This window comes from Pseudoalteromonas sp. 2CM28B (genome assembly GCF_023161935.1).
Genome location: NZ_JALNTH010000060.1, coordinates 1 through 18698, shown reverse-complemented (window position 1 = coordinate 18698; position 18698 = coordinate 1). Strand labels below are relative to the sequence as shown.

The window sequence follows — 18698 nt, the reverse complement described above, 5'->3', positions numbered from 1 at the left end:
TCCGTCAATGTCTATGTATGTAGTGGGCCATAAAATCCCAGATTCAGATTCTATTTGTGGTGCAATTGCACTTGCTTATTTAAAAAACCAAATCGATGAGCCAGCAATTCCAACACGCCTTGGTGAAGTGTCACCAGAAACTCAATTTATCCTAGATAAATTTGGCTTCGAAGCACCTGAGCTTAAATTAAGCTACGCTGGCGAAGATGTATATATTGTTGACCACACAGAAAAAACACAAGCACCAGATGATATCGACCAAGCACGTGTTGTTGGCGTAGTCGATCACCATAAACTAGGCGATTTAACGTCATCTACACCGCTTGAGTGTTGGATCCGTCCGGTAGGCTGTTCAAACACCATTATTAAAATGATGTATGACTTCTACAACGTAGAAATCCCTAAAGATATTGCTGGCATCATGCTATGTGCAATTTTAAGCGATACCGTTATTTTTAAATCGCCGACCTGTACAACGGCTGATATTAAATGTGTAGAAGCACTAGCAGAAATTGCCGGCATTGAAGACTTTAAAGAACTAGGCATGGACATGTTCCGTGTTAAGTCAGCTGTTGAAGACACCCCTGTGCGTGACTTAGTAATGCGTGACTTTAAAGACTTCAACATGAACGGTAACCTAGTCGGCATTGGCCAGCTAGAGGTTATTGACCTTGCAGTGTTTGACGAAATTAAAGCAGACTTAGAAGCCGATATTGCTAAGCTAAAAATTGAAGGCAACCGCCACTCAGTATTTTTACTGCTTACCGACATCATGAAAGAAGGCTCACAAATGCTGATCGCTTCAGATGATGCAAACCTTGTAGAGCAAGCTTACGGTGAAAAGCCGAGCGAAGATAAAGTATGGCTAGATGGCGTATTAAGCCGTAAAAAGCAAGTAGTGCCACCACTACAAGACGTGTTTGCCAAGCTGTAAGCTGTAAGTAAAAATAAATATTAAGCACCGCGTTTACCATAAACGCGGTGCTTTTTTATTGGTAGGCGTGAAGCTTGCTCACGTAAAAAAGAAAAAGCGTAAATAGATTTTATATCAACGCGCCAGCAAGCGAGGCGCCTATAAATGAATTTAACCACGATGCTAATTTTAGCTGTAGACATAGAGCTTACTTACGTTAGAAGCGCAGCTTCTCATGGCTTAACCCCGAGTTTAGCCCCGCAAATTACCGCATACTTTATTCACTGCACTCTTTACAGTTTATATCTTTAATCATTTTAAAATGCTGTTGCTTTAAGCTCAGCGCATCAAAGCTGATAAACACACTACCTCCAACATGCCCTAGCAGCATATTAAGCGTAAGCTGTGCCTGCATAGAGCCTATAATTCCTAACAGTGGGCTTATTACACCTGCATTACTACAATTTACAGTGGGAGCGGCGTCACTTTTTGCAAAAACACAGCCATAACATGGGCTATTGTTTTGCCTAAAATCAAAGCCCATAAGTTGCCCACTACTTGCAATCGCGGCACCTGCAATTAAAGGCAACTTATGAGTAAAGCAATAACGGTTAACACTGTAACGTGTGGCAAAACTATCAGAGCAATCAAGTACTATGTCGGCATTTTTTAAAAGCTCCTCTGCGTTGTTATCATCGAGCTTTTTACAATGCGTCACTATTTCTATTTGATTATTAAGGCTTGTTAATACTTTGCCAGCAGCGGTGACCTTGTTTTGCCCTAAGTGATTAACTTTATAAAGCACTTGGCGCTGCAAGTTAGAAAGCTCAACCGCATCATCATCTATTAAAATAAGTGTACCAATACCCGCCGCAGCTAAATACAAAAGTGCAGGGCTACCTAGCCCGCCAGCTCCCACTACTGCTACTGTGGCTGCCTTAAGTGCTAACTGCCCTTCTAGGCCCACTTCTTTTAATAATAAGTGGCGACTATAACGCAGGGTTTCTTTATCACTAAGCTTATTCATTAGGCTGGTTTATAGCACTTTTTAGCGCACTAATTGCTGCAATATAATCATCCGCTTCACTAATCGCTCGTACAACCGCAACACTGCCTACTCCTGTATTTGCAACCTCGCTTGCGCGGGTTAAATCTATGCCGCCAATGGCAACTGTTGGGTAGCTTTGCATTAATGGCACACACTTTTTAAGTTTATCGAGACCTTGTATCTGGCCGCTCATATCTTTGGTCGTGGTTGGGTAAATAGCACCAAATGCCATATAACTTGGTCGATAGTTGTGGGCACGTAACATTTCGTAAAAACCATGGGTAGAAAGCCCAAGCCTTAAACCTGCTTCTTTAATCGCGGCTAAATTAGCGGTTTCTAAATCTTCTTGGCCTAAGTGTACGCCGTAGGCACCGTGCTTTATTGCCAACTGCCAGTAGTCGTTTATAAATACGTGAGCGTGGTACTTTTTACCCAGCTCTACGGCCTGCTTAATTAACTCATCAAGCTCAAGGTCGGTTTTATTTTTAACGCGAAGCTGCGCCGTAGTAATACCTTGCTGCAAACATTTATCTAGCCAATCTAGGCTATCGACCACAGCATACAAGCCCAGCTTTTTGCTCTCACAAGGTGCAAAATCAGCCGCCATATTAAATTCCAGCGGCACATCAAAATCAAGCTCATCACCAAGCCAGCTACCAGGCTCAATTACTTGCGGGTAGTCATCTAACTGTGTAGGAAAAGCAGTATGTGCAACAGGGCCTATTCCTTCTCCGTATCTAACCGACTGCTTTAAGCCCTGATTTATATAAGCTTTAGCTAAAATAAAAGCATCTTTTAGGGGGTAGTCTTTTGCTAAACACGCGGCAATAACCGAGGCCATGCTACAACCTGTACCATGACTATGAGGGCTTTGAATTTTTTTATTACCAAGCCAATACTCTTCGCCGTTTTGTGTGCAGTAATCTATACAATAACCTGTTGGGTAATCCCAGTGCCCGCCTTTAATAACAACCGCTTTTGCGCCCCAGCTTAATAGCTTTTTAGCAGCGTCTTTCACGGCGCTTGGGCCAATTAAATATACGCCTGTTAATAATTGCGTTTCGTGCGTGTTAGGCGTTATTACATCCACCAGCGGCATTAAGCATTCTTTAATGGCACTTACGGTATCTTCCTCTGTTAATACATCACCACTTGAAGCAATTGCAACGGGGTCGTAAACAATCACAGGCGGTACAGGCCATTTTGCCTTATAATGCGCTATATGCTCGCTTATTAATTGAATTTGCTGCACATTAGCCAGCATGCCAATTTTAATTACTTTGGCTTTCATATCGCTTTCGAGTGCGAGTAATTGCGATTCAATAATATCGGTAGATACCGCGTTAATGGCCTCTACACCTAAGCTATTTTGCGCCGTAAGCGCGGTAATTGCAGTACAACCATGCACGCCAAAACTTTGCATTGCTTTTATATCGGCTTGAATTCCTGCGCCACCACCTGAGTCTGAGCCTGCAATTGTCCACACTAAATTATTCATACTCTTTATTTCCTTACTGCTGATGCCAAAACGGCATACCCATTGTAGGGGTTGAGGGGGCTGCTAAGTCTTTTTCAGGCATTGCTTTGGCATTATACGCAAAGCGCCCAGCCTCTACCGCGGCTTTAAATGCACGGCTCATCGTAATTGGGCAGCCAGCCCCTGCTATCGCTGAATTTAATAATACCGCATCATACCCTAATTCAAGCGCTTGGCAGGCATGCGAAGGCAAACCAAGCCCTGCATCTACAATTAATGTTGTGTTTGGTAAGCGCTCACGAATTGTTTTTAAATTATAACTATTTAAAAGCCCCTTACCGGTGCCAATAGGCGCGCCCCAAGGCATAAGCACTTCACACCCTAGCTCGTTTAAACGCTGGCAAAGCACTAAATCATCGGTGCAGTAGGGTAATACTTTAAAGCCATCATTAATTAATATTTTTGTGGCTTCTAACAATGCGAATGGGTCGGGTTGTAAGTTGTAGTCATCACCTATTAGTTCAAGCTTAATCCAATCGGTTGCAAATACTTCACGGCACATTTTAGCAAGTGTTACGGCTTCTTTTACACTGTGGCACCCTGCGGTATTAGGCAGTATTTTAAGGCCTGTGTTTTTTATAAGCTGCCAAAAGTCATCCCCTGCGGCAGCGCTTTGCTGGCGCCTTAATGACACCGTTACTATTTGCGCACCAGAGGCTTTTATAGACTCTTCCATCACCGCTGGAGAGGGGTAAAGCGCCGAGCCTATTAATAAACGGCTATTTAGTTGCTCGCCATAAATAGTTAAGCAATCGTTACCTTGCATAATGCTACCCACCTTGAATAGGCGATAACAATTCAATGCTATCCCCTTCGTTAATTGTGGTGCTGGCGTGCAAACTTTGTGGAATAAATTCGCCATTTAGTGCCACCGCGAATGGAGGCTTTGCACCAAAATTTTGTAATACATCAACAAGCACTGCACTTTTAATAGTTAGCAGCTCACCATTAATTGTTATAGTCATTTATTACTCACCCTATTTGAGATAACGCATTAGCCACTAAGGTGGGCCCTAACATATAGCCATGACGATATAAGCCATTAATGCTAATTACGTTACCTGTTTTTAAAACCGCAGGGCGGTTATCGCTAAATGCGGGGCGTAACCCGCTTTGAATATTTAACAGCCGCGCTTCGGCAAACCCGCTGTGCACAGTGTAGGCCGCCGAAAGTAGCTCAAGCGTAGAGCGCACCGTTGCAGGGCCGCTATCATCAGACTCTATTTCAGTTGCACCAATTACATACTCATTATTAGGTTTTGGCGCTATATAAATTGGGTAGCGCGGGTGCATTAAACGTACCGGCCGCGTTAAATTAACCTCAGGTGCATGTAATCTAGCCACTTCACCGCGTACCCCTCTAAGGTGTTTATCGCCTTTAGCACCTAAGCCACGACAGTCAATAATGTAATCAAACCCGCGGTTATTCACCTCGCCGTTTTGAATGCTAACGCGTTGGTTAAAAACAAACTTAACCTTACGTTTATTAAGCATGGTAAAGCTTGCTTTATAAAAGGCCTGGTTATCTATTTGCCCTTCGCAGGGTAAAAACACACCTTGGTTAAAACGATTAGCTAATTCGGGTTCTAACTGCGTTATTTGCTGAGCATTTAACGCCTGCGCGCTGTGCCCTGCTATAGGCTTTATTCGCTGACTAAAGCTTTGTAAATCGCCTTTATCTTGCTGGTGCGCCACGACCAGCGTGCCTTTTTGCTGATAAAAAACCTCGCCTTCAAGCTCGCTCACTATCTCTGGCCAGCGCTTGAGTGAATTTAGCCCCATGATGGCTAAATCCGTTTCACACAATACCGACTCAGCAAGCGGAGCAAGCATTGCCGCAGCCACTTTACCGGCACTATTTTGTGTTTGTTCGTCACTGGCTTCAAACACGGTTACATGATGCGACTTACTAAGCTCAAGGGCAGCTAAGCGCCCTGCTAAACCAAACCCCACAACAGCAATGTTGTAAAACATAAAACCTCCTTTTAATAACAGGCTAGCAGCCATAAGCCGCTAACCTGTTATTGGCTTATATTGCTTTGTGGTAAATTTCTGAGCCCGTTTGTTTAAACTCTTCAGATTTAGCTTTCATTTGCGCTTCTACATCAACCATTTTGATCTCAATTGCATCACCAACATTGTTAGGATCGATCCCGCGTGATTCGAGATCTTTTGCGTAATCGCGTACCTCTTGGGTAATTTTCATTGAGCAAAATTTAGGGCCGCACATAGAGCAAAAGTGCGCTACTTTGCCAGACTCTTGCGGTAGGGTTTCGTCGTGATATTCACGGGCACGTTCTGGGTCTAAACCAATGTTAAATTGGTCGTGCCATCTAAATTCAAAGCGCGCTTTTGATAATGCATTATCGCGCTCTTGCGCGCCGGGGTGGCCTTTGGCTAAGTCGGCCGCATGTGCTGCAATTTTGTAGGTAATTAGGCCCTCTTTTACATCTTCTTTATTGGGCAAACCTAAATGCTCTTTTGGTGTTACATAACACAGCATGGCACAGCCGTACCACGCTATTTGTGCAGCGCCTATACCCGATGTTATATGGTCGTACCCTGGTGCTATATCGGTCGTTAATGGGCCTAATGTGTAAAAAGGCGCTTCGCCACAATGCTCTAATTGTTCATCCATATTGGCTTTAATCATGTGCATTGGCACGTGGCCTGGGCCTTCAATAAATACTTGTACATCGTGTTTCCACGCAATTTTTGTAAGCTCCCCTAACGTACGTAGCTCACTAAATTGCGCTTCGTCGTTGGCATCGGCAATCGAGCCTGGACGAAGGCCATCTCCGAGCGAAAAACACACATCGTATTGTTTTAAAATTTCGCAAATATCTTCAAAGTGCGTATATAAAAAGTTTTCTTTATGGTGCGCTAAACACCACTTAGCCATAATTGAGCCACCGCGCGATACAATACCGGTTACACGCTTTGCCGTCATTGGCACGTAACGCAGCAATACACCGGCATGAATAGTAAAGTAATCAACACCCTGCTCGGCTTGTTCAATTAACGTATCGCGAAATATCTCCCACGTTAGGTCTTCGGCCACTCCGTTTACTTTTTCAAGCGCTTGATAAATTGGTACAGTGCCAATGGGTACAGGCGAGTTACGTACTACCCACTCGCGCGTTTCGTGAATATAACGCCCAGTTGATAAATCCATTACGGTATCGGCACCCCAGCGGGTAGACCACACCATTTTTTCTACTTCTTCTTCGATTGATGAGCTTACCGATGAATTACCAATATTCGCGTTAACTTTAACTAAAAAGTTACGGCCAACTATCATGGGCTCGGTTTCGGGGTGGTTAATATTATTTGGTAAAATAGCGCGACCGCGGGCTATTTCGTCGCGTACAAATTCAGGGGTAATAAAATCGGGAATACTCGCCCCAAACGATTCGCCTTTATGCTGTGCTGCTAGCAGCTCTTCTCTAATTTGTGCACGACCCATGTTTTCGCGTATGGCTACGTATTCCATTTCTGGGGTAATAATGCCTTGGCGAGCATAATGCATTTGCGTCACGTTTTTGCCTGCTTTACCACGGCGAATTTTAGGTAAATGATCAAAGCGAATATGATCAAGACCGTCATCGGCCATACGTTGCTGAGCAAATTGCGAAGTGACCGAGTCGAGCACTTCAGTGTCGTTGCGCTCTTTTATCCACTGCTCACGAAATTTAGGTAATCCCTTACGTACGTCTAACTCAAAGTTAGGGTCGGTATACGGGCCTGATGTATCGTAAACACGCAGTGGATCGTTTGGCTCATACACAGGGTTTTGCTCATCGCCACCAATAAACGTATCGCTTAATGTAATTTCGCGCATACCCACGCGTACACCGCTTTGGCTGCCCTCAACATACACTTTTTGTGAGCTTGGAAATGGCTGACCCGTTAAATTATAAATGTAATCTGACGCAGCAGCGCGCGTTTCTCGACGTGTAGACTTATTTGTAGTGTTTGACATGACTTACCTCATTGCTAAAGGGTTGTCTTGTCAGATATTCCATAAGGAATAGAGAAAGATCGTAAAGCAGTGGTTACGCTGCTTTGCGGCCTAAAATGGCTAGTTATTTTGTTGTGCGCATAAAAAAGACGCACAAGCGTCCCATTTTAGGCAGCTTGTTCCCTACGCAGGTTTTAACCTGATCAGGTTCACGGATCCCGCTTTCGCGATCTCAGCCTTAATTATTTAAGGCACTCCGACAAGTAAAATTATGTTCGTTGATTTGCTATTTTGATCAAATCAGCGTTGAGTGTACGCCAGTTAAAAATTGCCTGCAAGGGGCAGTTTTAAATACTCATGTCACTACTTTGCAATAAATAAAAAAGTTTGCTCGCCCTGCATAACTAACCGTGAGTCTTGCATGGTAAGCGTTGCACCTTCTCGTAGCGCTTGTAAAAACTGCTGCTCTAGCTCATCAACGTCTGCTCCGCACGACTTACGCGTCATGCCAAGTTTATTAACGCTAATACTGCTGTCTTTAAGCTCACCTTCACCAAAAAACTTATTACATCCTGCAAACCCGTTTACTTGCAACGCTTCAATAAAGCTCATTGATGCATTGTAAGAGGCCGGCACAGCTAAACCATCAACCTTTGATAGTTGCCATTGTGTGTACTTTAGCTGCTCAGTGGTCACCGTCCCTGTGGCTGTACAACCAATACATAAACCGATTAAAAGCATCGGTAGTGCTGCTAATTTCATGCTATTTCTAACTAAATATTTAATTACCGTAATAGTAACAATTTTTATGCGGTTTATCCGTTAAAAATGCATGTTTTAAATGTAAATTTTTGTTCTATGATAGTTTAGAGAGTGTTGAACTTTGCAGATTAAAACATTTACACATTATGGGCGCTTTAATTGCTTTGCTTGGTTTGTAACTTAGTGGGCTCGATAACAGCACCTGCGCTACCCGCTATTTACGATAAACAATCCCACTGCCTAGGCGCTGCTATAAAACAAACTAGGTTAAATTTAATCCCAAAGGTCACAGCCCCTAAAAATTATACCCGCTAATCTTGGGTGTAATTTTTAAATAAATTATCTATTTCGGGAGGTAAAAAAGGGCGCCCTTTTTCATTAACCGAAGTGCCTATAACCTTGGCTTGTAGCATTACTTTGTTGTCGTGTTTACGTACTAAGGTTTGCTTAAACGCAAACTTTATACGGCTTATACGCTCAGGTTCAACTGCTATATAAAATTCATCATCTGGTACAAGCGAATGTTTATAATCAACCTCACTGCGTATCACTACTAAGTTAACTTTTTGCTTTGCTAGCAGTGCAAAATCAACCCCATTTGCAAATAAAAACTCATGGCGAGCATGCTCTAAATAATTAAAGTACACACTGTTATTTACAATTCCTTGTAGGTCACATTCGTAATGGCGCACTTTAAAATCAACTTTAAAGGTCATATTAGTAATCCTGATTATTTAACGTATAATCGCTGCGTTATAACACAAGTATTAAAATAATTGCTACCATACGAGTCCCCAAAATGGAGTTAAGTAACCTAATGAACTTACGTTTGTCTTTAATTACTGCGGCGTTATTACCGCTAATTAGTACACCACTTATAGCAAACGCTGATGACAGCGACCTAGAACGAATTGTTGTTACAGGCGACTTTCAACGTGAAAGCATTCAAACATTAAGCGCTAGCGCTAGCCTATTTAGCAAAGATGAAATTAACCAACGTGGTGCAAGTTACTTAGACGAAATGCTAGGTAGTACAGCCAACGTAAACTTTACATCTGGTGCGTCTCGTGGTCGTTATATTCAAATTCGTGGAGTGGGACTTCGTTCACAATTTGTAGATCCAATTAACCCATCGGTTGGCTTAGTTATTGACGGCATTAACTACTCGGGTTTAGGTGGCAGCTCATTATTATTTGATATAGACCAGGTAGAAATTTACCGCGGCCCACAAGGCACTCGCTTTGGTGCAGACGGCATGGCCGGTATGATCCAAATGGAATCAGCTCAGGCAACTGCCGATCCTAGCTTAAAATTACAAGTGGGTATGGGTACTTATAACTCGCGCGAAGCAGGCCTTGCAGCAAGTACTGGATTAACCGAAGACACAAGTGCCCGCGTAAGCTACTTTCGTAGAAAATCAGACGGCTACGTCGATAACCTGTATTTAAACGATGAAACTCAAGAACAAGATGAGCAAGTAGCCCGCTTTAAATTAAACAGCCAACTTACTGAGCATTTAAACACAGAGTTAAACCTGCACTACATAGATATAAACAACGGTTACGATGCGTTCACGCTTGATAACAGCCGTAATAGTGTAGCCGACGAGCCTGGCCAAGATAATCAACAAAGCTACGCCATTGGTATTAATAATACCTACACAGGTTTTGATGCCTTTGATGTAAGCTTAAACCTTTCAGCCATTGATACAGAGCTACTTTACAGCTTTGATGAAGACTGGGTATGTAACGATGCAAGCGAGCCACAATTATGTGCAGCTGGCCTACACCCTTGGGGTTATAGCTCAACCGATGTATACACGCGTGATCGCGATGATCAATCGGCTAATTTACAGTTTAATTCTAAAACAGGTAACTGGGTTGCCGGTGTTTACTATCAAAACCGCGACGTAGATTTAGAGCGCGAATACACTTGGCTTGCAAGTCCATTTGCATCAACCTACGAAACCAGTAACGTAGCTGTTTACGGCCAAGTAGCCACACCTATCGGCCCTAAAACCACACTCATTACCGGTTTACGTGTAGAGCAATACCAAGGTGATTACACCGACAGCAACGGCTTTATTGAAGAGACTGACGACGTAATGGTAGGCGGTAAAATAGCACTTGAATACCAAGTGATTGATCGTACTATGATCTACACCAGCATTACCCGTGGTTATAAAGCTGGCGGTATTAATTCAGAAGCATTAGCCAAAGCTAAAGATGAAGGCTTAAACCTAGATGCTGATTTTTTCCAGCAGCATACAAGCTTTGACCCAGAATACCTTTGGAGCGGCGAGTTTGGCGTTAAGGGTTCATCGCTTGATGATAAATTTACCCTGCGTTTAGCAGCATTTTATATGCACCGCGACAACATACAGCTAAAAGCATGGCAAGTAGAAGGTCAGCAATTTACAGGCTACGTTGATAACGCAAGCTCTGGTAGCAACTACGGGCTAGAAGTTGAAGGTAGTTACCAACTTACCGAAGATTTTTTCTTAACAGGTAGTGCGGGTTACTTAAACACAGAAATTGACGACTTTGTAACGCAATCAGGCTTAAATCAAGACGGTCGTGAGCAAGCGCAATCACCTAAATATCAATACGCATTTAGCGCACGTTACAACTTTACTAATGAGCTGTACGGTATGATTGGTGTTGAAGGTAAGGACGATTATTACTTCTCAGATAGTCATAATTCAAAAGCACCCAGCAGCAATTTAGTAAACCTAAGTTTAGGCTACGAAGCCGACATGTGGGCAGTGCGCGCATGGGCACGTAACGTATTTGACGAAGAAGTACCAACCCGCGGCTTTGAGTTTGGTAACGACCCACTTGATGGTTACGCTACACACACCTACGTACAATTAGGTGAGCCAAGAGTAGCGGGTATAACGTTTACGTTAGAGCTGTAAGCTTTAAGCTGTTAGCAAAAATAAATATTAAGCACCGCGTTTACAATAAACGCAGTGCTTTTTTATTGGTAGGCGTGAAGCTTGCTCACGCAAAAAGAAAAAGCGTAAATAAATTTTATTTCAACGCGCCAGCAAGCAAGGCGTTTACAATTAATTATTACTTCTTCACTACTGCATGTTTTCTGTGGTGATAAAATTTCTTTAGTTTTTACTTAAAAGAACAATTTTGACCACCGAGGGCGCAGCGCGCTACACTGAGACGTTGTTTGCTCTTCTCCTTCACTTCTCCGTGTTCTCTGTGGTGATAATAATTTCTTAATTACTGATGCACTAGAACAAAACGCTTTTACCACCGAGAACACCGAGGCACTGCCACTACACTGAGAAACACACAAGTAGCAGCGAGTTTATCTCCCGTCTGGCATTTAATACAAAACACGCGGCATAAAGCCGCGACTACAACATGACCCTCTAAAGCGCAGCGCCTCCTAACCTCTTTGTGAAGAAATAACTTAACCTTTATTGCACAAAGAGAATAAAAAGAGGAGTAAATGAGAAAACATACAAGTAGCAGCGAGTTTACCTCGCGTTTGGGTTTATTGTTTTAACGCGGCATAAAGCCACGCCTGCAGGTAAAGCGTTACGCCCTATCTACATCAAACGCGATGACTTCTTTTATTGTATCTTTAGCGGTGGCTAGCATAACTAACCTGTCTATCCCCATCGCAACACCTGCACATTGCGGTAAGCCGTGCTCAAGTGCGGTGATTAAACGCTTATCCATAGGCACGTGGTTTAACCCATTGGCGGCGCGATAAGCGTTATCTTCATCAAAGCGCTTTGCCTGCTCTTTAGCATTAGTTAGCTCATTAAAGCCGTTCGCTAATTCCATATTTTTATAATAAAGCTCAAAGCGCCCTGCTACGCGGTTATCATGCTCACAAATCTGTGCCAGTGCCGCTTGCGATGCCGGAAAGTGATACACAAAACACGGCTTAGTTTGCCCAATAGTTGGCTCTACTTTCATACAAAATAACAGCTGCAGCAAGGTATCTTTATTGGTTTCATTTTTGGCTATATCGGCAAAGCCGTGATCGCAGGCAAGTGTTTGCAATTGCCTAAGCGTAGCTGTTAATGGGTCAAGCGCTAACACTTGCTCAAATGCTTGTTGGTAAGTAAGACGCTCTGCAGGCTCTACATTTAAAATGAGCTGCATTAGCTCATCCATTTCATCCATTAATGCAAACTCATCAAACCCAGGGCGATACCACTCAAGCATAGTAAATTCGGGGTTATGATGGCGTCCCGCTTCTTCGTTTCTAAATGCCTTACAAAGCTGAAATATGGGCCCTGAGCCTGCTGCTAGCAAACGCTTCATTGCAAATTCAGGCGATGTTTGTAAATAAAGCGACAAGCCACCAGCGTGGCCTGGGCCTACAAACTGTGTATTAAAACTTGCTAAATGCACATCGGTTACACTGGCACTGCTTAAGCTCGGTGTTTCTACTTCCATTACATTACGCGTATAAAAAAACTCACGAATGGTTCGCAGTATGGCTGCTCGTTGCTTAAGGGTGTTTATGCTTGCACTAGGTGCCCAAGGTGTTGCTGACATATTTTCTCCAAAAAAAATCCCAGCTTAAGCCGGGATTTTATAAACCGTACTCAAGCTTACTTAACACGGCCTACGTATTCACCGCTACGGGTGTCTACTTTAATTACTTCACCAATTTGTACGAATAATGGAACGCGTACTACTGCACCAGTGCTAAGCGTTGCAGGTTTACCGCCTGTGCCCGCTGTATCGCCTTTAAGGCCAGGATCAGTTTCAGTGATCTCAAGCTCAACGAAGTTAGGTGGAGTAACCGCGATTGGGCTACCGTTCCATAATGTAATAGTACATACATCGTTTTCCACTAACCATTTAACGGCATCGCCAAGTGCTTTTTCGTCAGCGGCAATTTGTTCAAATGTTTCGTTGTTCATGAAATGCCAAAACTCACCGTCTGTGTATAGGTACGCTAAGTCGGTATCCATTACATCGGCGCCTTCAACTGATTCACCCGATTTAAAGGTTTTTTCAAGCACCTTACCAGAGATAAGTTTGCGGATACGAACACGGTTAAACGCTTGGCCTTTACCAGGTTTTACCATTTCATTTTCTAAAATACTGCAAGGTTCGCCGTCCATCATAATTTTTAGGCCGCCCTTGAACTCGTTGGTGCTATAATTCGCCATCGTTTCCTCTATTTATATTTTTCGAGTAATCTACGTGCCAATGATACAAAGAAATGAAGCAAATTTGCATAAAAACTGGCAAAAAGAATTAGCAAATGTAGTTACCTGCCCAAAAACCTTGCTTGAAATGGTCGGCTTATCGAGCCAAGCCCATGAAAACGACCTAAAAGCCCGCAGTTTATTTCCGGTACGCGTGCCAGTCCCTTTTATAAAAAAAATACGCAAGGGCGATGCAAACGACCCCTTATTGCTACAAGTTATGCCACGCCATCAAGAGTTTTTAACCAAAACAGGTTTTAATAAAGACCCTTTACTAGAGCAAGACAACGAACAGCCTGGGCTTTTACATAAATATAAATCCCGTGTTTTAATTATGTTTAAAACTGGCTGTGCAGTAAATTGCCGTTACTGCTTTAGACGCCACTTCCCGTATCAAGAAAACCAGCTTAATAAAAAAAGCCTGCTTGATGCGCTGAGCTATATAAAATCAGATGCCAACATAAACGAAGTGATTTTAAGTGGTGGCGACCCACTTATGGCCAAAGACGATGCCATTAGCTGGTTTTTAGATGAGCTTGAACAGTTACCTCAAATTAAGCGCATGCGAATACACAGCCGTTTGCCTGTTGTTATACCTGCGCGTATTACCGATGAGCTGTGCGCGAGGCTAAAGCAATCACCGCTAAAAATTATATTTATTAACCATATAAATCATGCCAACGAAATAGACGACGAGTTTAAAGCCGCCATGCAAAAGCTAAAGCAAGCAGGCGTAACGTTATTAAACCAGGCAGTTATTTTAAAAGAGGTGAACGACACCGTTGAGGCACAAATAAATTTAAGTGAGGCGTTATTTGATGCAGACGTACTGCCTTACTATTTATATTTGCTAGATAAGGTTGAAGGCGCAAGCCACTTTGATATAGAAGAGCCACAGGCAATAAAAATAATGGCAGAGCTATTAAAAGCCCTGCCTGGATTTTTAGTACCTAAATTAGTAAGAGAAATAGGCGGTCAAAAAAGCAAAACACCTATCGACCTTAAGTTAGTTTAAACGTATATATTTACATTATTACCCAGTGTTGCAGTGACCGACTGAGCCGGTGATTGCGCACTTGTTGGCTGGGCAGCACCTTCAATTAGTGCAAGTGCTGCTGCGCCATCTGCTAATTGCTGCTTTTTAGACAAAGCAGCGGTATATACTTCACCACCTTGGCCAGAGCTAGACATAGCGGGTAGATTTCCACCTGATATATTCATCGTTATAAGCCTTAATCAACCTGACATTTAAATGTATTCCAAGTACTATATCGGCAATGCAGTACAAAGCTTTAGGAAAACCATGGATTCTATAATTGAACAACTCAACGCTAACTTAAAAATTGTTTATCGCCAAGCACTTGATGCCGACAAAAAACTAGATGAGCTACAGCAACAAGGCCACGGTAAATTTAAAGCCTTGTTCCCAGCTGATGCCGGATTTAGCTTTGAAGCTAAACGCTTTAAGCCATACGTACTTGATGTAGCAGCCGATGTAGAAAGCTTAAGCACAGATGGTTTTGATGAAGAAAAGCTTAAAACAACGGTTATTAAGCTACAACAGTTACTTACCCTGCTCGCTACGTTTAAATAATTGATGTCAGTTGTTAGCGGTTAGCGGTTAGCGGTTAGCGGTTAGCGGTTAGCCAGAATAAATTATTAAGCACCGCATTTTCAATAAACACGGTGTTTTTTAATTGTAGGCGTGAAGCTTGCTCACGCAAAATATAAAACACCTCTATTTTAACCAAGCGCCAGCAAGCAAGGCGTTTACAATTAATTATTACTTCTTCACTGCTGCGTGTTCTCTGTGGTGATAATAATTTCTTAATTACTTATGCACTAGAACAAAACGCTTACCACCGAGAACACCGAGGCGCTTCGCGCTGCACCGAGAAGATATTAGCTCTTCTCCTTTTCTTCTCCGTGTTCTCTGTGGTGATAATAATTTCTTAATTACTTATGCACTAGAGCAAAACGCTTACCACCGAGAACACCGAGGCGCTTCGCGCTGCACCGAGAAGATATTAGCTCTTCTCCTTTTCTTCTCCGTGTTCTCTGTGGTGATAATAATTTCTTAATTACTTATGCACTAGAACAAAACGCTTACCACCGAGAACACCGAGGCTTTGCGCGCTACACAGAGGAAACACACAAGTAGCAGCGAGTTTACCTCGCGTCTGGCATTTAATACAAAATACGCGGCATAAAGCCGCGACTACAACGTGCCCTCTAAAGCGCAGCGCCCTCTTAATCTCTTTGTGAATTAATGCTCTAAATTTTTGTAGATGTAGAGCCGGCTCACAACATAGCCTAATCTAAGTTTGCTAAAATTTGCTCGCCAAACCATTCGGTTATTAAGCGTTTTTCATAAAAAAACGGCTCGTCGCGACCCATTTTTATTTTATCCATAAAGCCCATGTCTTTAAGCTCTACATCGTCCTCTTCACTCACTACACTCCCTTTATTATCGCTTAGCGAGTAATTGAGCTTAATGCGCGGAAAATAAATAGGTTTTACTACGCGTATTTCATCCATACCGCCATAGCGTACGTCCCCTGCTAAATCGATATCGGTTATTTCTAAATTTAGCTTGTAGCCTTTTGGCAATTGCTCAGCAAGTTTAGAAAAATGTTTTTCGAACTGAGTAGCAATTTGTTTGTGGTACGACGCTTTACCCTGGCTAGAAGCGCGCACATCGCGGTAGTCTTTAAAATCTTGCCACTTAACTACAGATTCTCCAGCGTGTGCAAATGCAGGTAATGTAATACACATTGCCATAGCGATTGTTTTAACTGAATTCATAGCATTCTCCAAAGGGGCAGTACTAATTATTTAGACTTAGCCCAGTAATAGACCATACAAGTTTAACACTAGTTTATTAACCATTACTTAATTAACCTATTTTAATACGCTTTTAAAATAAAGCATGTAAATAGTAAGAATATATGATGAAATTAAGATAATTGAAAAAAGGTATCCACGGAGCATTCATGGCAATTTTAGTAACAGGCGGCGCAGGCTACATAGGCTCACACACCGTTTTAGAACTTTTACAGCAAGGCAGCGAAGTTGTTGTTGTTGATAACTTAAGTAACGCATCAAAAGAGTCGCTTGCACGCGTAAAGCAAATCACAGGCAAAGAAGCAACGTTTTACCAAGGCGACATTCTTGATAAAGTTTTTTTAGATGCCATTTTTACAAGGCATACCATAGAGAGCGTTATTCATTTTGCTGGCTTAAAGTCGGTTGGTGAGTCGGTCGCTAAACCTGTTGAGTACTATCAAACAAACGTACAAGGTACGCTTACACTTGTAGATGCCATGCGTGATGCAGGCGTATTTAAATTAGTATTTAGCTCATCAGCCACAGTTTACGGCGACCCTGCAAGCTTACCGATTAAAGAAGACTTCCCGGTAGGTGGCACAACTAATCCATACGGCACATCAAAACTGATGGTTGAGATGATGCTGCAAGATATTGCTAAATCAGATGAGCGTTTTGCATTTGCTATTTTGCGTTACTTTAACCCAGTGGGCGCACATGAGTCAGGCTTAATTGGCGAAGATCCAAATGGTATTCCTAATAACTTATTACCATTTATTGCCCAAGTTGCAGTAGGTAAATTAAAGCAGCTTGCTGTATTTGGTGATGACTACGACACCGTTGATGGCACTGGTGTGCGCGACTATATTCACGTTGTAGATTTAGCAATGGGGCACTTAAAAGCGCTTGATAAAATTGCCAACAATACCGGCGCACTTGTATATAACCTTGGCACAGGCAATGGTTACTCTGTACTGCAAATGGTTAACGCCTTTATAAAAGCCAGCGGCCAAGACGTTCCTTATCAAGTATCGCCTCGTCGCCCTGGCGATATTGCTGCATGTTACGCCGCGCCAGAAAAAGCACTTAATGAGCTAGGCTGGGAAGCGGTGCGTGGAATAGATGCCATGATGGAAGACACATGGCGTTGGCAATCAAATAACCCTAATGGTTATAAAAGTTAATTAAACATACTTTTTAATTTTAGGCGTGAAGCTTGCTCACGCAAAACTGCTAATACTCAATACGCGGCATAAAGCCGCGACTACAACGTTACCCTCTAAAGCGCAGCGTCTCTTAATCTCTTTGTGAATAAATAACTAAACCCCCTATTGCACAAAGAGAAGAAAATGAGGAGTAAATGAGAAAACATATAAGTAGCAGCGAGCTTATCTCGCGTCTGGGTTTATTATTTTAACGCGGTATAAATACCAAATGCGCCAGCAAGCAAGGCGCCTACTTAAAAACACAATGTCGTAGGCGTGAAGCTTGCTCACGCAAAACTGCTAATACTCAATACGCGGCATAAAGCCGCGACTACAACGTTACCCTCTAAAGCACAGTTCACCCGCATCTATTTTTGCTTGGTAAAGCCTTAAAATTTGTGGGTAGTTTACTGACATGGGGTTTCACTATCGGCTATAATCGCCGCCATTGTAGCCGACTAAAAATGTGAACCAAAATGAAATTCCCTTGCCGCTTAGATAAATTTATTAGCCACCTAGCCGAGCTACCACGCTCAAAAGCTCGCGCGGGTATTAAACGCCAAGAAGTGCAAGTAAATGGGGAAGTTGTTAGCGCGTTCGATTTTCAAGTAACCCAGCAAGATGAAGTAACATTTGCTGGTGAGCCTATGGTATTTTTAGGCAAACGCTACTTCATGCTACACAAACCTGTAGGCTACGTGTGTGCCAATGTAGATGAGCTACACCCCACCGTATTTGATTTGCTCGATGAGCCAAATATGGCCGACTTTCATGTAGCAGGTCGCCTTGATATAGACACCACCGGCTTAGTACTTATCACTAACGATGGCGATTGGTCGCACCGTATTACCTCGCCAAAGCACAACAAATTAAAAACCTACTTAGTAGAAACACAAGAGCCTATAACCGAAGAAGCATTAGAGCAACTACGCAACGGCGTACAACTTCACAACGAAAAAGATCTCACCCGTCCAGCGAAAGCAGAAGCACTTGCCACCTACAGCTTACGTTTATCAATCAGCGAAGGTAAATACCACCAAGTTAAACGCATGTTAGCCGCGGTAGGCAACAAAGTGGTAGAGTTACACCGCGAGCAAATAGGTAATATTATACTGGACGAAAACTTAGCAAGTGGAGAGTATAGGGAGTTAAAAGAGGGAGAGGTAAAACTATAGAGCGGTCAGCGGTCAGCGGTCAGCGGTCAGCGGTCAGCGGTCAGCGGTCAGCGGTCAGCGGTCAGCGGTCAGCGGTC

18 protein-coding genes and 1 riboswitch are annotated in these 18698 nt (G+C 42.8%); of the genes, 6 read left to right on the top strand and 12 right to left on the bottom strand.

What is annotated here, in order from left to right; genetic code table 11:
* The first annotated feature begins 7 nt into the window (after nucleotides 1-7).
* Nucleotides 8-934 (top strand): manganese-dependent inorganic pyrophosphatase, encoded by a 927-nt coding sequence (locus MTN96_RS34955; protein WP_054983913.1) that lies wholly within the window; start codon nucleotides 8-10, stop codon nucleotides 932-934.
* Nucleotides 935-1190: 256 nt separating this feature from the next.
* On the opposite strand, the gene MTN96_RS34950 is transcribed toward MTN96_RS34955, so the two are convergent.
* From MTN96_RS34950 to MTN96_RS34915, 8 genes are all read right to left on the bottom strand, one after another.
* Nucleotides 1191-1940, bottom strand: a complete 750-nt coding sequence (locus MTN96_RS34950; RefSeq protein ID WP_248534572.1) for a HesA/MoeB/ThiF family protein — start codon at nucleotides 1938-1940, stop codon at nucleotides 1191-1193.
* Nucleotides 1933-3459, bottom strand: coding sequence for a thiamine phosphate synthase (gene thiE / locus MTN96_RS34945; RefSeq protein WP_024031498.1), 1527 nt, complete (start codon nucleotides 3457-3459; stop codon nucleotides 1933-1935). Before thiE ends, MTN96_RS34950 begins: the two co-directional genes overlap by 8 nt.
* Before the next feature lie 13 nt (nucleotides 3460-3472).
* Nucleotides 3473-4264: a thiazole synthase gene (locus MTN96_RS34940; protein WP_096041151.1), complete on the bottom strand. Its 792-nt coding sequence runs from the start codon at nucleotides 4262-4264 to the stop codon at nucleotides 3473-3475.
* Between the two features lie 4 nt (nucleotides 4265-4268).
* A complete protein-coding gene (thiS, locus tag MTN96_RS34935) occupies nucleotides 4269-4463 on the bottom strand; it encodes a sulfur carrier protein ThiS (RefSeq protein WP_054982299.1) in 195 nt (64 codons plus the stop codon).
* 7 nt (nucleotides 4464-4470) lie between these two features.
* Nucleotides 4471-5472, bottom strand: a complete 1002-nt coding sequence (locus tag MTN96_RS34930; protein ID WP_248534570.1) for an FAD-dependent oxidoreductase — start codon at nucleotides 5470-5472, stop codon at nucleotides 4471-4473.
* 55 nt (nucleotides 5473-5527) lie between these two features.
* Nucleotides 5528-7480 (bottom strand): phosphomethylpyrimidine synthase ThiC, encoded by a 1953-nt coding sequence (thiC, locus tag MTN96_RS34925; RefSeq protein ID WP_054982298.1) that lies wholly within the window; start codon nucleotides 7478-7480, stop codon nucleotides 5528-5530.
* Between the two features lie 142 nt (nucleotides 7481-7622).
* Nucleotides 7623-7728: riboswitch (TPP riboswitch) on the bottom strand.
* Nucleotides 7729-7822: 94 nt separating this feature from the next.
* A complete protein-coding gene (locus tag MTN96_RS34920) occupies nucleotides 7823-8221 on the bottom strand; it encodes an META domain-containing protein (protein WP_248534568.1) in 399 nt (132 codons plus the stop codon).
* A 311-nt stretch (nucleotides 8222-8532) separates the two neighbouring features.
* The gene (locus MTN96_RS34915) at nucleotides 8533-8937 is read right to left on the bottom strand and encodes a thioesterase family protein (RefSeq protein ID WP_004589047.1); all 405 of its coding nucleotides are present in this window, start codon (nucleotides 8935-8937) and stop codon (nucleotides 8533-8535) included.
* An 83-nt stretch (nucleotides 8938-9020) separates the two neighbouring features.
* Between MTN96_RS34915 and MTN96_RS34910 the strand changes: the two genes are divergently transcribed.
* Nucleotides 9021-11138 carry a TonB-dependent receptor gene (locus MTN96_RS34910; RefSeq protein ID WP_248534566.1) on the top strand — a complete coding sequence of 706 codons (2118 nt, stop codon included), beginning with the start codon at nucleotides 9021-9023 and terminating at the stop codon, nucleotides 11136-11138.
* 640 nt (nucleotides 11139-11778) lie between these two features.
* Here the strand turns inward: MTN96_RS34910 and epmA are convergent.
* Nucleotides 11779-12753: an elongation factor P--(R)-beta-lysine ligase gene (epmA, locus tag MTN96_RS34905; protein WP_248534564.1), complete on the bottom strand. Its 975-nt coding sequence runs from the start codon at nucleotides 12751-12753 to the stop codon at nucleotides 11779-11781.
* A 56-nt stretch (nucleotides 12754-12809) separates the two neighbouring features.
* Entirely contained in the window at nucleotides 12810-13376 is a 567-nt protein-coding gene (gene efp / locus MTN96_RS34900) for an elongation factor P (RefSeq protein WP_004587956.1), read from the bottom strand.
* 40 nt (nucleotides 13377-13416) lie between these two features.
* Between efp and epmB the strand changes: the two genes are divergently transcribed.
* Complete coding sequence (epmB, locus tag MTN96_RS34895) at nucleotides 13417-14430, top strand: EF-P beta-lysylation protein EpmB (protein ID WP_029773264.1); 1014 nt, start codon at nucleotides 13417-13419, stop codon at nucleotides 14428-14430.
* Here epmB and MTN96_RS34890 read toward each other — a convergent pair.
* Nucleotides 14427-14636 carry a hypothetical protein gene (locus MTN96_RS34890; RefSeq protein WP_024031488.1) on the bottom strand — a complete coding sequence of 70 codons (210 nt, stop codon included), beginning with the start codon at nucleotides 14634-14636 and terminating at the stop codon, nucleotides 14427-14429. The two genes, epmB and MTN96_RS34890, sit on opposite strands and share 4 nt — an antisense overlap.
* Before the next feature lie 82 nt (nucleotides 14637-14718).
* Here MTN96_RS34890 and MTN96_RS34885 point away from each other — a divergent pair, with 82 nt between their 5' ends.
* Entirely contained in the window at nucleotides 14719-15009 is a 291-nt protein-coding gene (locus MTN96_RS34885; RefSeq protein ID WP_004587953.1) for a hypothetical protein, read from the top strand.
* Between the two features lie 719 nt (nucleotides 15010-15728).
* On the opposite strand, the gene MTN96_RS34880 is transcribed toward MTN96_RS34885, so the two are convergent.
* Nucleotides 15729-16220: a DUF3016 domain-containing protein gene (locus MTN96_RS34880; RefSeq protein ID WP_248451360.1), complete on the bottom strand. Its 492-nt coding sequence runs from the start codon at nucleotides 16218-16220 to the stop codon at nucleotides 15729-15731.
* Nucleotides 16221-16408: 188 nt separating this feature from the next.
* Here MTN96_RS34880 and galE point away from each other — a divergent pair, with 188 nt between their 5' ends.
* Together galE and rsuA are read left to right on the top strand one after the other, a co-directional pair.
* Entirely contained in the window at nucleotides 16409-17425 is a 1017-nt protein-coding gene (gene galE / locus MTN96_RS34875) for a UDP-glucose 4-epimerase GalE (RefSeq protein WP_064386952.1), read from the top strand.
* Nucleotides 17426-17922: 497 nt separating this feature from the next.
* Nucleotides 17923-18621: a 16S rRNA pseudouridine(516) synthase RsuA gene (rsuA, locus tag MTN96_RS34870; RefSeq protein WP_248534562.1), complete on the top strand. Its 699-nt coding sequence runs from the start codon at nucleotides 17923-17925 to the stop codon at nucleotides 18619-18621.
* Nucleotides 18622-18698 lie beyond the last annotated feature (77 nt).

Excerpts from the sequence above, each read along its gene's own strand:
- MTN96_RS34955 (WP_054983913.1), top strand. The coding sequence starts at position 8 with ATGTCTATGTATGTAGTGGGCCATAAAATCCCAGATTCAGATTCTATT.
- MTN96_RS34950 (WP_248534572.1), bottom strand. The coding sequence starts at position 1,940 with ATGAATAAGCTTAGTGATAAAGAAACCCTGCGTTATAGTCGCCACTTA.
- thiE (WP_024031498.1), bottom strand. The coding sequence starts at position 3,459 with ATGAATAATTTAGTGTGGACAATTGCAGGCTCAGACTCAGGTGGTGGC.
- MTN96_RS34940 (WP_096041151.1), bottom strand. The coding sequence starts at position 4,264 with ATGCAAGGTAACGATTGCTTAACTATTTATGGCGAGCAACTAAATAGC.
- thiS (WP_054982299.1), bottom strand. The coding sequence starts at position 4,463 with ATGACTATAACAATTAATGGTGAGCTGCTAACTATTAAAAGTGCAGTG.
- MTN96_RS34930 (WP_248534570.1), bottom strand. The coding sequence starts at position 5,472 with ATGTTTTACAACATTGCTGTTGTGGGGTTTGGTTTAGCAGGGCGCTTA.
- thiC (WP_054982298.1), bottom strand. The coding sequence starts at position 7,480 with ATGTCAAACACTACAAATAAGTCTACACGTCGAGAAACGCGCGCTGCT.
- MTN96_RS34920 (WP_248534568.1), bottom strand. The coding sequence starts at position 8,221 with ATGAAATTAGCAGCACTACCGATGCTTTTAATCGGTTTATGTATTGGT.
- MTN96_RS34915 (WP_004589047.1), bottom strand. The coding sequence starts at position 8,937 with ATGACCTTTAAAGTTGATTTTAAAGTGCGCCATTACGAATGTGACCTA.
- MTN96_RS34910 (WP_248534566.1), top strand. The coding sequence starts at position 9,021 with ATGGAGTTAAGTAACCTAATGAACTTACGTTTGTCTTTAATTACTGCG.
- epmA (WP_248534564.1), bottom strand. The coding sequence starts at position 12,753 with ATGTCAGCAACACCTTGGGCACCTAGTGCAAGCATAAACACCCTTAAG.
- efp (WP_004587956.1), bottom strand. The coding sequence starts at position 13,376 with ATGGCGAATTATAGCACCAACGAGTTCAAGGGCGGCCTAAAAATTATG.
- epmB (WP_029773264.1), top strand. The coding sequence starts at position 13,417 with ATGATACAAAGAAATGAAGCAAATTTGCATAAAAACTGGCAAAAAGAA.
- MTN96_RS34890 (WP_024031488.1), bottom strand. The coding sequence starts at position 14,636 with ATGAATATATCAGGTGGAAATCTACCCGCTATGTCTAGCTCTGGCCAA.
- MTN96_RS34885 (WP_004587953.1), top strand. The coding sequence starts at position 14,719 with ATGGATTCTATAATTGAACAACTCAACGCTAACTTAAAAATTGTTTAT.
- MTN96_RS34880 (WP_248451360.1), bottom strand. The coding sequence starts at position 16,220 with ATGAATTCAGTTAAAACAATCGCTATGGCAATGTGTATTACATTACCT.
- galE (WP_064386952.1), top strand. The coding sequence starts at position 16,409 with ATGGCAATTTTAGTAACAGGCGGCGCAGGCTACATAGGCTCACACACC.
- rsuA (WP_248534562.1), top strand. The coding sequence starts at position 17,923 with ATGAAATTCCCTTGCCGCTTAGATAAATTTATTAGCCACCTAGCCGAG.